At 36.5% G+C, this 12,323-nt stretch carries 11 protein-coding genes and 1 other annotated feature; all 11 genes read left to right on the top strand.

Annotated features, from left to right (window positions below; translation table 11 throughout):
- Positions 1 to 104: 104 nt before the first annotated feature.
- The 11 genes from cymR (at position 105) to MHI40_RS11635 (ending at position 12,319) form a co-directional block, all read left to right on the top strand.
- On the top strand, positions 105 to 527 hold the full coding sequence (gene cymR / locus MHI40_RS11685; protein ID WP_093537047.1) for a cysteine metabolism transcriptional regulator CymR: 423 nt from the start codon (positions 105 to 107) through the stop codon (positions 525 to 527).
- A gap of 10 nt (positions 528 to 537) precedes the next feature.
- Positions 538 to 1,668: a cysteine desulfurase family protein gene (locus MHI40_RS11680; protein ID WP_340762780.1), complete on the top strand. Its 1,131-nt coding sequence runs from the start codon at positions 538 to 540 to the stop codon at positions 1,666 to 1,668.
- Between the two features lie 90 nt (positions 1,669 to 1,758).
- On the top strand, positions 1,759 to 2,871 hold the full coding sequence (mnmA, locus tag MHI40_RS11675) for a tRNA 2-thiouridine(34) synthase MnmA (RefSeq protein ID WP_340762778.1): 1,113 nt from the start codon (positions 1,759 to 1,761) through the stop codon (positions 2,869 to 2,871).
- Between the two features lie 14 nt (positions 2,872 to 2,885).
- On the top strand, positions 2,886 to 3,542 hold the full coding sequence (locus MHI40_RS11670) for a tetratricopeptide repeat protein (RefSeq protein WP_340762777.1): 657 nt from the start codon (positions 2,886 to 2,888) through the stop codon (positions 3,540 to 3,542).
- Between the two features lie 21 nt (positions 3,543 to 3,563).
- On the top strand, positions 3,564 to 5,987 hold the full coding sequence (gene recD2 / locus MHI40_RS11665; RefSeq protein WP_340762776.1) for an SF1B family DNA helicase RecD2: 2,424 nt from the start codon (positions 3,564 to 3,566) through the stop codon (positions 5,985 to 5,987).
- Positions 5,988 to 6,023: 36 nt separating this feature from the next.
- Positions 6,024 to 6,237 (top strand) — a binding site (T-box leader).
- Between the two features lie 233 nt (positions 6,238 to 6,470).
- A complete protein-coding gene (gene alaS, locus MHI40_RS11660) occupies positions 6,471 to 9,104 on the top strand; it encodes an alanine--tRNA ligase (RefSeq protein ID WP_340762775.1) in 2,634 nt (877 codons plus the stop codon).
- Positions 9,105 to 9,182: 78 nt separating this feature from the next.
- Positions 9,183 to 9,449, top strand: coding sequence for an IreB family regulatory phosphoprotein (locus MHI40_RS11655; protein ID WP_093537053.1), 267 nt, complete (start codon positions 9,183 to 9,185; stop codon positions 9,447 to 9,449).
- 2 nt (positions 9,450 to 9,451) lie between these two features.
- Positions 9,452 to 9,871, top strand: coding sequence for a Holliday junction resolvase RuvX (ruvX, locus tag MHI40_RS11650; RefSeq protein ID WP_093537054.1), 420 nt, complete (start codon positions 9,452 to 9,454; stop codon positions 9,869 to 9,871).
- A gap of 11 nt (positions 9,872 to 9,882) precedes the next feature.
- Positions 9,883 to 10,185 (top strand): DUF1292 domain-containing protein, encoded by a 303-nt coding sequence (locus MHI40_RS11645; RefSeq protein WP_093537055.1) that lies wholly within the window; start codon positions 9,883 to 9,885, stop codon positions 10,183 to 10,185.
- Between the two features lie 265 nt (positions 10,186 to 10,450).
- Entirely contained in the window at positions 10,451 to 11,569 is a 1,119-nt protein-coding gene (gene mltG, locus MHI40_RS11640) for an endolytic transglycosylase MltG (RefSeq protein WP_340762773.1), read from the top strand.
- A 114-nt stretch (positions 11,570 to 11,683) separates the two neighbouring features.
- Complete coding sequence (locus MHI40_RS11635) at positions 11,684 to 12,319, top strand: O-methyltransferase (RefSeq protein ID WP_340762772.1); 636 nt, start codon at positions 11,684 to 11,686, stop codon at positions 12,317 to 12,319.
- The last annotated feature ends 4 nt before the right edge of the window (positions 12,320 to 12,323 follow it).

Here is a 12,323-nt window from a genome sequence, read left to right as displayed (position 1 = left end):
TTTATTATATAGAAGATTGTCTAAAAAGTCATTTTGAAGTCGATATAGTGTGTAATTATGCTATACTAGGGAAAGAATTTTTTAATCTTATGAGGTGAATTATATTGAAATTTTCAACAAAAGGAAGATACGGTTTAACAATTATAGTAGCTCTAGGAAAGCAGTACGGAGAAGGTCCGATTGCACTTAGACAAATTGCTGCTGAATATAATTTATCTGAAGCGTATTTAGAGCAGATTGTATCACCTCTTAGAAACGCAGGAATCGTGAAGAGTGTAAGAGGGGCATACGGTGGTTATATGCTTTCAAAAACACCTAGTGAAATAACTGCAGGAGATGTTATTCGCGTATTGGAAGGACCAATTCAAATCGTTGAGGGAATTGAAGAGGAAGCCCCGCCACAGCGTGAGTTGTGGATGCGTATTCGAGACGCTGTAAAAAATGTACTAGATACAACTACAATAGAAGATTTAGCAAAATATACGGAAGAAAATCCAGAGAACCCTGGATATATGTTTTATATATAAGGAGTTTATAATGACTAGAATATATTTGGATCATGCAGCCACATCACCAATGGCCGAGGAAGTAATCGAAGTCTATACAGCTGAAATGAAAGAAGTGTTTGGTAATCCCTCTAGTATTCATCAAACTGGAAGAAAAGCCAGAAAAAAAGTCGATGATGCAAGAACAATTTTAGCTAAAAGTATTGGAGCCCATGAAACAGAAATTACCATAACTAGTGGAGGCACAGAAGCAGATAATTACGCTGTTTTTGGAACTGCTTACGCTAGAAAAAACGAAGGTAAGCATATAATTACAACTCAAATTGAGCATCATGCGGTTCTTCACGCTTGTGAACAGCTTGAAAAAGATGGTTTTGAAGTAACTTATCTTCCAGTCGATAAAAATGGATTGATCAGTATCAATGACTTGAAAAATTCACTAAGAGAAGATACTATTTTAGTTTCCGTTATGTATGCAAATAATGAGGTAGGGGTTATTCAACCAATCGTGGAAATTGGTGAATTATTGAAAGATCATCCTGCCTATTTCCATACAGATGCTGTTCAAGCATTTGGTAGTTTATCTATTGACGTGATTACATCCCATATAGATTTATTGAGTGTTTCCAGCCATAAGATAAATGGACCAAAAGGAATAGGTTTCCTATATCAAAGAAAAGGTATCTTGTTAAAACCTATTTTTTATGGAGGACAGCAGGAACGAAAAAAACGGGCGGGTACCGAAAATGTACCGGCTATTGTTGCATTTGCAAAGGCAGTTCAATTGAAACAAACAACTTTTACAGATGGCAACGTAGAATATAATCAGTTAAAACAAGTTTTTCTATCTGAATTGGAAAGACTTAAAGTTCCTTTTCAGGTTAATGGTTCTCAGCAATCAGTGCTTCCTCATGTGGTAAATATTAGTATCCCTAATACAGATGTGGAAACCTTTTTAGTGCAATTAGATATAGCTGGTATTGATGCTTCAAGTGGATCGGCTTGTACAGCAGGTTCTATCGATCCATCCCATGTACTAGTTGCGATGTATGGGGAAAGTACACCCGAGTTACGAAATTCGGTTCGTTTTAGCTTTGGATTGAATAATACGGAAGAACAAGTGTTGGAAGCGGCAAACAAAATAAGCAAGATAGTATTATAGAACAAACCCAACTAAAAGTTTAACTTCATTTAGTTTGAGTTTGTCTATTACTACATGATGTTAAAGATTTTAGCGAAATGAGTGAATACAATGAAAAAAATAGAAGATACACGAGTAGTAGTTGGAATGTCTGGCGGGGTAGACTCGTCTGTTGCAGCATACTTACTGAAAGAACAAGGCTATGATGTAATCGGCATTTTCATGAAAAACTGGGATGACACCGACGAATTCGGGATGTGTACAGCAACCGAAGATTATGAAGACGTGATAAAAGTTTGCAATCAAATAGGTATTCCTTATTATGCAGTAAATTTTGAAAAACAATATTGGGATAAAGTTTTCACTTACTTCTTAGAAGAATATAAAGCAGGTCGAACTCCCAACCCAGATGTAATGTGTAATAAAGAAATTAAATTTAAAGCGTTCTTAGAGCATGCATTAGCTCTAGGAGCAGATTATTTAGCAACAGGTCACTATGCACAAGTAGAAGTACGTGATGGACAAACTCGTATGCTACGTGGAAGAGATAACAATAAAGATCAAACTTATTTCTTAAATCAATTAAATCAAGAACAATTAGAAAAAGTGATGTTCCCAATTGGTCACTTAGAAAAGAAAAAAGTCCGTGAAATCGCATTAGAGCAAGGCCTTGCTACTGCGACTAAAAAAGATTCCACTGGTATTTGTTTTATCGGGGAAAGAAATTTCAAAGAATTTTTGAGCCAATACCTTCCCGCTCAACAAGGTGCTATGGAAACGATGGATGGAAAAGTAATGGGACAACATGATGGTTTAATGTATTACACAATTGGACAACGTCATGGTCTTGGAATCGGTGGTTCGGGTGATCCCTGGTTTGTAATTGGAAAAGATTTGGACAGAAATGTCCTGTTAGTTGGACAAAACATTAACAATGACGCATTGTTTTCTACTAGCCTAACTGCAACTGATTTATCTTTTACGACTACATTAGAAAAGCCACAATCTTTTAAAGCAACTGCGAAATTCCGTTATCGTCAAGAGGATATAGGTGTGTTTGTAGAATTGATAGATAATAACAGAGTGAGCGTTATATTTGATGAGCCAGTTCGTGCAATAACACCAGGACAAGCGGTTGTGTTCTATCAAGGCGATGAATGTCTAGGTGGAGCTACAATTGATGAAGTATTCAAAGATGGTCTTAAACTGGATTATGTCGGATAACTGGAGGTAATATTATGGATTACAATGAATTAGGAATTCAAGCTATACAAGAAGAAAATTATGAAAAAGCAGTAGAGCTTTTTACGAAAGCAATTGAAGAAAATCCAAATGAGGCAATTGGTTATATTAACTTTGGAAATCTTTTATCGTCTATGAACGAAGATGAACGAGCAGAGAAGTTTTTCCAAAAAGCAATTACTTTAGATGAAGGTGCAGCAACAGCCTATTATAGTCTTGCAAATCTTTACTACAATGCCGAGCGATTTGCGGAAGCTGCAAAGCTATATGAAAAAGCTATTGCGACTGGAATTGAAGGACCGGATGCCTACTATATGCTTGGGAAAAGTCTTGAAAAAGAAGGGCTAACAAAGCTTTCGCTACCATATTTACAAAGAGCTTCGGAGCTAGCTCCTAAAGATATACAAATTAAATTATCTTATGGTATTGCCCTTGCTAGTTTAGAGATGTTCGAACAAGCGGAACCTGTCTTTAAAGAAATAGTGCAGTTAGATGCCGAAAACGCAGATGCTCACTATAATCTGGGTGTATTATATGCAGTTTCAACTTCTGACACTGAAGCTGCTCTATCTCATTTAAAAGAAGCTTTTACTTTACAACCCAATTATGATCAAGCACGCTATGTGTACGACATGATTTCCCTACGAAATTAATGAAACTCTGGAGGCGGTAGTATGACCAACGAAATAAATAATGAAAAGCAATTTATTACGGGTCGTCCTATCGTTTCGATTTTTCATAACCCTCAAAACTTATTCTCTATCATCAAATTGAAAATAAAATCCACTAACACTACATACACAGAAAAAGAAGTAATTGTATCTGGTTATTTCCCTCCGTTAGTACTTGAAGAACCATACAAATTCATTGGTTATATTAAAAATCATCCGAAATATGGCGTGCAATTTCAAGTGGAAACATTCCAAAAAGAAGTACCAGCGACAGAACAAGGAATTATTCATTATCTTTCCAGTGATATGTTCACAGGGATTGGACGCAAAACTGCTGAACTAATTGTGAAAAAGCTAGGCACAAATGCCATTAACAAAATATTAGAGGACCCACAGGCCTTAGATGTAGTGCCTCGCCTTTCAGAAGATAAAAAAGTGACGCTACGTGCAGTTCTGGAACAAAATTTAGGCTTGGAAAAAGTAATGATTCAACTCAATGAATGGGGATTTGGTCCTCAGATTGCTATGAAAATATATCAAGCGTATCGAGAAGAAACACTTGCTGTGCTTACGAAGAATCCATTCCGTCTAATTGAAGAGGTAGAGGGAGTAGGTTTTGTTCGAGCAGATGAGCTCGGCTATAAATTAGGGATTAAAGGAAACCATCCAGATCGTATTAAAGCAGCAATCTACCATTTGCTTCAAACAGCTTCCTTAGGGGAAGGTCATGTATTTCTTTATGCAGAGCAATTATTGGAATCTGTTAAAAAACTACTAGAAAATGCTCAACATGAAGAAATTCCTTATGATGCAATTACTAAATGTTGCATTGAACTTGCAGAAGAAAATCGGATTGTCGGAGAAGTGAATCGTTTTTATATTCCGTCTTTATATTATTCAGAAGTTGGCATTGGATCCAAAATTGAAACCCTACTAGCCGAAAATGATACACATCATCAGTTTCCTTTAGCAGAGATGAAAAAGCATCTTGGAGGTATCGAAGAACGTCTAGGTGTCCAATATGCTCCAACACAGATCAATGCGATTGAAACGGCATTAAATGCAAGTATGACCTTACTTACTGGAGGTCCTGGTACGGGTAAAACTACGGTAGTTCGAGGAATCGTGGAACTATATGCAGAACTACATGGACTGTCTCTGGATCCAAAAGAATGGTTGAAAGACAAGAAACCATTTCCGGTAGTATTAGCCGCTCCTACGGGTAGAGCAGCCAAGCGTCTAAGTGAATCGACAGACTTGCCAGCCATGACTATTCACCGACTATTAGGCTTTACTGGTCAAGAGGATTCGGATGTGGAAGGAAAAGAAATCGAAGGCAAACTAATTATTATTGATGAAACTTCTATGTTAGATACATGGTTAGGGCATCAGCTCTTAAAAGCAATTCCAAAAGATGCTCAAGTTATTTTTGTAGGAGACCAAGATCAACTTCCGCCAGTAGGACCAGGTCAGGTATTAAAGGATTTACTTGCCTCCAATCGAATCCCTACTGTAGAACTAAAGGATATTTATCGCCAGGCTGAAGGATCATCGATTATAGAACTTGCTCATGAGATGAAACAAGGAACGGTTCCCGCATCCTTATTAGACAAAACAAAGGATCGTTCGTTCATCAAGGCTTCTACAGAGCAAATCCCAAAAGTAGTAGAGCAAGTACTGAAAAGTGCATTATCCAAAGGACTTTCCATTCGAGATATGCAAGTATTAGCTCCTATGTATAGAGGTCCTGCAGGTATTGATGCGCTTAATAAAATGATTCAAGAAATGGTCAACCCAAATACGGATGGAAAACGAAAAGAAATGATTTTTGGGGAAACTATTTATCGTATTGGGGATAAGGTACTTCAACTCGTCAATCAACCAGAAAGTCATGTATTTAATGGCGATATGGGAGAAGTTATTAGTATTTTTAAAGCTGCAGAAACAGTCGAGAAAAAAGAGATGCTAATTGTGTCATTTGATGGTAATGAAGTAACCTATGAAAAAAATGATTTAAATCAGCTGACACTTGCTTATTGCTGCTCCGTTCATAAGTCACAAGGTAGTGAATTTCAAACGGTTATTATGCCTATCACGAGAAGCTATATGAAAATGTTAAGACGAAATTTACTGTATACAGGAATTACGCGCGCTAAAAACTTCCTTATTCTTTGTGGAGACCCAGAAGTATTTAAGTTTGGAGTAGAGCGAACGGATGATCTTCAGCGATTGACTACATTAAAAGATCGTTTAACGCATACAGAAGAAGCAGAACCCGCAGAAGAGAAAGGGTTAAAAAGTGATACTGAAACTAGAGCGAATCAAACAGATTTGACTTATTTAACTGCAGAGAATTATCATGTAGTTGACCCTCTAATAGGGATGAATGGTGTTACTCCGTATCAATTTATGGACACAGACAATTGACACAAGCCCATTTGTTTTTTATAATCAATTGCATATAGTAAAATGTTGACGGAGAAAGTACTAATTGTTATCTGACTAGAAATGGATTCCTTGGCTGAAAGAATTCACTGACCTAACAAATAGGAAAGCTACTCCTGAGTGCAGTTAAAACCTGTCGTATGGCCGCGTTAAGGCTTCTTGAGAGACATAAGTAGAATTATCTACTGTGTAACTAGGGTGGTACCGCGAAACAATAGCTTTCGTCCCTTTTTTAGGGATGAGGGCTTTTTTTATTGTTTTGGTTTTTAGATATCACTTGTGAAGTGATTGGGATTACTCGCGGTCGAAGATAGTTTGCTGGCGAAAAGGGATTTATAAAAAAATTTAATGCTTTCAGTTTTTCGTCTCGAGCGAAAACTACCTTCTAGAGTAGCCGTCTCTTAATGTCAGCATTAAATTAAATCTTTAAAGTTTACTAATACAAATTATTAGGAGGAACTAAACATGAAACAATTAACAGGTGCTCAAATTAGACAAATGTATTTAGACTTTTTTATCGAAAAAGGACATTCCCAGGAACCATCAGCTCCACTTGTACCAATCAATGACCCGTCATTACTATGGATAAATAGTGGTGTAGCAACACTTAAAAAGTATTTTGATGGACGTGTAGTACCTGAAAATCCACGTATTACAAATGCGCAAAAGTCTATTCGTACAAATGATATTGAAAACGTTGGGAAGACAGCAAGACATCATACTTTCTTTGAAATGCTAGGCAACTTTTCTATTGGAGACTACTTTAAAAAAGAAGCGATCCAGTATGCATGGGAGTTTTTAACGGATGCAAAGTGGATGGCATTTGAACCAGAAAAATTATCTATTACGATTCATCCCGAGGACGAAGAAGCATATAATATTTGGAAGGATGAAATTGGAATTCCGGAAGAGAGACTTATTCGTTTGGAAGGGAACTTCTGGGATATTGGGGAAGGTCCAAGTGGTCCGAACTCAGAGATTTTCTATGATCGTGGAGAAAGCTATGGTAATGACCTAAACGATCCTGAATTATATCCAGGTGGAGAGAACGACCGGTATTTAGAGATTTGGAATTTAGTGTTCTCTGAATTCAATCACAATCCAGATAATACGTATACTCCTTTACCAAAACAAAATATTGATACTGGTATGGGCCTAGAACGTATTACAAGCGTAGTACAAGATGTGCCAACAAATTTTGATACTGATTTGTTTATGCCAATTATCCGTCAAACTGAACAGATTTCTGGGAAGTCATATCGTGCAAATGATGTGGATGATACGGCATTCAAAGTAATTGCTGACCATGTTCGTACAGTAGCTTTTGCTATTGGTGACGGTGCATTACCATCCAATGAAGGTAGAGGTTATGTCCTTAGAAGATTACTTCGTAGAGCAGTTCGTTTCGCGAAACAATTAGGGATTGAAAAACCATTCCTACATGAGCTCGTTCCAGTAGTTGGAGAAATTATGCAAGACTTCTACCCAGAAGTAACAGAAAAACAAGATTTCATCATGCGTGTTATGAAAAATGAAGAAGAAAGATTCCATGAAACACTTCATGACGGCCTAGCTATATTGGAAAAGGTTATCGAGGAACAGCAATCAAAAGGGGAATCTTATATCCCAGGAACGACTACTTTCACTCTATACGACACGTACGGTTTCCCAATTGAATTAACGGAAGAATATGCAGAAGAGGCGAATATGACCGTCGACCACGAAGGCTTCAAATCAGAAATGGAAGCACAACGTTCTCGAGCTCGTGCAGCACGTCAAAATGTAGATTCTATGCAGGTACAGTCGGAAGTGTTTAGCAATTTACGTGATGAAAGTGAATTTGTTGGATACGATACGATGAGTGTTGCTACTAAAGTTACTTCGATTGTTCGTGATCAAGTATTAGTCAAATCAGCTCATGAAGGCGAAGAAGTTAAAGTAGTATTAACGCAAACACCTTTCTACGCTGAAAGTGGCGGGCAAATTGCCGATCATGGAGTTATTCAAAATGATACATTTAAAGGATACGTAAAAGATGTGCAAAAAGCTCCTAATGGTCAAAATCTCCACACAGTAGTTATTGAATCAGGAGAAATTATTACAGATGCAGAAGTAATGGCAACTGTAGATAATTCACTTCGTGGACATACGATTAAAAATCATTCTGCTACACATATTTTACATCAGGCGCTAAAAGACGTATTAGGAACGCATGTAAACCAAGCAGGTTCATATGTTGGTCCAGATCGTTTACGTTTTGACTTCTCTCATTTTGGACAAGTTACAAAAGAAGAAATTGAACAAATAGAACGTATAGTAAATGAAAAAGTGTGGGATAATATCCCGGTAGTTACAGGATTCCATAATATTGATGAAGCAAAACAAATGGGTGCAATGGCATTATTCGGTGAAAAATATGGTGATATAGTAAGAGTGGTGAAAATGGGAGATTTCTCATTAGAACTATGTGGTGGTATTCACGTCCAGAACACCTCTGAAATAGGAATTTTTAAAATCCTTTCTGAAAGTGGGATTGGAGCAGGAACTAGACGTATAGAAGCGGTAACTGGTAAAGGTGCTTTCGAAATATTAAAAGAAGAAGAGCAAATATTAAATGAAGCAGCAAATTTACTAAAAGCACAACCTAAAGATTTAGTGAATAAAGTTACTCAAACACTTCAAGAGCTAAAAAATGTTCAAAAAGACAACGAGTCTCTTTCAGCGAAAATTGCCAATAGCCAAGCTTCATCCGTTCTGTCCTCGGCACAAAAAGTAAATGATATAACTGTATTATCCGTAAAAGTAGACGCTAAAGATAACAATCAATTACGCCAAATGATGGATGATTTAAAACAAAAGCTAGAAAAAGCGGTAATTGTTTTAGGTGCAATCGATGGGGATAAAGTCATGATTACAGCAGGCGTAACAAAAGATATAGTTGGTGGTAACTATCATGCAGGGAATATCGTCAAACTAGTGGCAGAGCAATGTGGAGGTAAAGGTGGAGGTCGTCCGGACTTCGCAATGGCTGGTGCTAAAGATACAAGTAAATTAGAAGCAGCTTTAAGTTCTGTAGTAGAATATATTAAATCTGTTTAAACTTTTTCCAAAATAGGGTATACTAATACAATAGGTACATTAGTTTACTCACTTAAAAAAGAAAGCGAGGTGCTGATCATGAGCTCATTTGATAAAACGATGAAATTTAATTTCCCTGAAGAATCGATGGAACAAGAAGTAAAACATGTGATGGTACAAGTTCACTCTGCACTAGAAGAAAAAGGGTATAATTCTATCAATCAAATTGTAGGCTATTTATTGTCAGGTGATCCAGCTTATATTCCTCGCCATCAAGATGCACGAAATATGATTCGAAAACTTGAACGAGATGAAATATTAGAAGAACTGGTAAAGTTCTATATTAAGAAAAATAATGAGGCTTAATGATGCGAATTATGGGGTTAGATGTTGGTTCTCGTACTGTGGGAGTAGCAATCAGTGATGCATTTGGTTGGACTGCACAAGGTATAGAAACAATAAAAATACATGAAGAAAGCTTAGAGTTTGGTCTGGAACGAATTGATGAACTCGTAAAAGAGCATAATGTAACAGAATTTGTTGTTGGATTTCCAAAAAACATGAATAATTCTATTGGTCCACGTGCTGAGGCATCCGAACAATATGCTAAGCTATTAACCGAGAAATATCATTTCCCAGTAACTTTATGGGATGAACGATTGACAACGATGGCTGCAGAACGTATGTTAATAGATGCTGATGTGAGCCGTAAGAAGCGTAAGTTAGTGATCGACAAGATGGCCGCTGTAATGATTTTACAAGGCTTTCTTGATAGAAAAAATAGATGAGGTGACTACAAATGGACCACGGTCAAGAAAATATTACAATTGTAGATGAAAATGGAAATGAACAACTTTGTAACGTGCTATTTACATTTGAATCTGATGAATTTGAAAAATCATATGTACTTTATTATCCAATCGGTGCAGAAGAAGATGAAAATGAAGAAATCGAAATTCATGCATCATCATTTACTCCAAATGAAGATGGAGAAGACGGAGAATTACTTCCAGTCGAGTCCGATGCTGAATGGGATATGATCGAAGAAATGTTAAGTACATTTTTAGATGAACAAGAAGACGAAGAAGAAGACGAAGAATAAGACTATCTATTCAGGTGGATGAGGGAAGCCTCATTCACCTTTTTCTTTGTTTAATTGTTCTGTACATAATTAGCTATTTACACATTCTAGCCTGTGGTGAATAGTGGTAACCATTATCATAAAAGAGAAAAAAATCTACTATATGTCAAGATTCTCTAAAAGCGTCAAGCTCATTACACACGGTAGATTATAGTAGATGATTTGTGCGCTTTTGTTCTTTTATATATTTTCTTGTATAATGAGATAGGATAAAGGGGGAGAACCCGTGGAAAATGAAACAAAAAAAGATATTATGTTTAAGAAAATGAAAAGTAAGAAAAAAGAAGTGAAACTTGTGAGAAAGATTGTTCTAATTATAACTTTCCTTGTAATTATCATCGGAGGGATAGCTGGTCTAGTTATCTATAATTATGTAGAATCAGCGCTCCAACCTTTAGACCCTAATTCCGAAGAGACTATAACCGTAGATATTCCAATTGGATCGGGCTTAGATAATATTTCCAGTGCATTAGAAAAAAGCGGAATTATAAAAGATGCAAAGATCTTTAAGTATTATGCAAAGTTTAACAATGAATCTCAGTTTCAGGCTGGGGAGTATAGTTTAACAAAAGCAATGACTTTAGACGAAATTATTGAAAGCTTAAAAACTGGTAAAGTATACAGAGAACCAATATTCGCGTTGACAATTCCAGAAGGATTGACACTTGAACAAATTGGACAAGTTATTGAAAAGAAAACTAAGCATTCTGCAGATGATTTCTTTTCACTTGTAACAAGTGAGGAATTTGTGGATCGAATGATGGTTAAATATCCAAACGTTCTAGGACCAGAGATTAAAGGAGAAAATGTACGCTATGCATTAGAAGGATATCTTTTCCCTGCGACCTACCCGTTTTTTGAGGAAAACCCTTCTATTGAGACAATAGTAGATATGATGCTCTCTAATACCGATAAAGTAGTAACATCTTACGTAGATATATTACAAGCAGAGGAAAAATCTGTTCACTGGTTATTAACTTTTGCGTCTTTATTAGAGGAAGAGGCTACAGCCCAAACAGATCGAGCAACAATTGCGAGTGTCTTTTATAACCGTATAGAAGATGGGATGCCTTTACAAACAGATCCAACTGTCCTATACGCTAAAGGGACACATAAAGATCGAGTGCTTTTTGAAGACTTAGAGTTTGATAATCCTTATAACACGTATCAAAACCAAGGATTACCGCCCGGACCCATCGCAAATGCCGGTAAATCATCTATAGAAGCTACACTTGATCCAAGCGATACTGATTATTTTTACTTCTTGGCAGACAAAGAAGGAACTAATCACTTTTCTAAAACCTACGATGAACATCTTCAAAAAATCGACGAATTTTTAAAATAAAAATTGTGCAGGAGAGGGAGTGTGTCTCATTCCTTCTCCTGCTATGTTATTATAAGAGTTGTTTTTTTACATAATAGGGATTACTATTTTATTGACCTAAAGGGGTTAGTCTAGATGAATATTAGTGATGATTTTTTAAAGGATCTGATAAAACCTCGATCCGCTATTTTTTTGGAAATGGAACAATATGCAAAAGATAATCATGTGCCTATCATGCAACTAATGGGTATGGAATCGTTATTGCAGCTCCTTTCTTTACAACAGCCAAAGTCTATTTTAGAACTTGGAACTGCTATCGGTTATTCTTCCATGCGAATGGCAACTAAACTTGAAGAAGCATCAATTGTGACTATTGAGCGAGATGAAGCTAAGGCAGAACTAGCAAAAGATTATATGCAACGGGCAGATTTACAACATCGTATTCAAGTAATTATAGGAGATGCGTTAGAGATTTCAGCAACAGAGCTGGGAGATTTAACTTTTGATGCTATCTTTATTGATGCAGCGAAAGGTCAATACAAAAATTTCTTCGAAAAGTATGCCCCATTTTTGAATGATGGTGGCGTTATTTATTGTGATAATTTATTGTTAAATGGCTTGTCCGAGTTACCAATGAGTGAAGTGCCTAGAAGAAAAAGAACAATGGTCAGAAACCAACATCAATTTATGGAGTGGCTAATGAATCATCCAGATTATGATACAGCATTCCTACCTGTTGGAGATGGTATGTTAGTAAGTATTAAGAGGTGAAAGA

The organism is Psychrobacillus sp. FSL H8-0510, from assembly GCF_038008345.1.
Taxonomy (GTDB): Bacteria; Bacillota; Bacilli; order Bacillales_A; family Planococcaceae; genus Psychrobacillus; species Psychrobacillus psychrotolerans.
This window is presented reverse-complemented; position numbering and strand designations above follow the sequence as displayed.

What these genes read in the sequence shown, in the direction of transcription:
- alaS (WP_340762775.1), top strand. Translation starts at nt 6,471, where the DNA reads ATGAAACAATTAACAGGTGCTCAAATTAGACAAATGTATTTAGACTTT.
- ruvX (WP_093537054.1), top strand. Translation starts at nt 9,452, where the DNA reads ATGCGAATTATGGGGTTAGATGTTGGTTCTCGTACTGTGGGAGTAGCA.
- MHI40_RS11670 (WP_340762777.1), top strand. Translation starts at nt 2,886, where the DNA reads ATGGATTACAATGAATTAGGAATTCAAGCTATACAAGAAGAAAATTAT.
- recD2 (WP_340762776.1), top strand. Translation starts at nt 3,564, where the DNA reads ATGACCAACGAAATAAATAATGAAAAGCAATTTATTACGGGTCGTCCT.
- MHI40_RS11655 (WP_093537053.1), top strand. Translation starts at nt 9,183, where the DNA reads ATGAGCTCATTTGATAAAACGATGAAATTTAATTTCCCTGAAGAATCG.
- MHI40_RS11680 (WP_340762780.1), top strand. Translation starts at nt 538, where the DNA reads ATGACTAGAATATATTTGGATCATGCAGCCACATCACCAATGGCCGAG.
- MHI40_RS11645 (WP_093537055.1), top strand. Translation starts at nt 9,883, where the DNA reads ATGGACCACGGTCAAGAAAATATTACAATTGTAGATGAAAATGGAAAT.
- mnmA (WP_340762778.1), top strand. Translation starts at nt 1,759, where the DNA reads ATGAAAAAAATAGAAGATACACGAGTAGTAGTTGGAATGTCTGGCGGG.
- MHI40_RS11635 (WP_340762772.1), top strand. Translation starts at nt 11,684, where the DNA reads ATGAATATTAGTGATGATTTTTTAAAGGATCTGATAAAACCTCGATCC.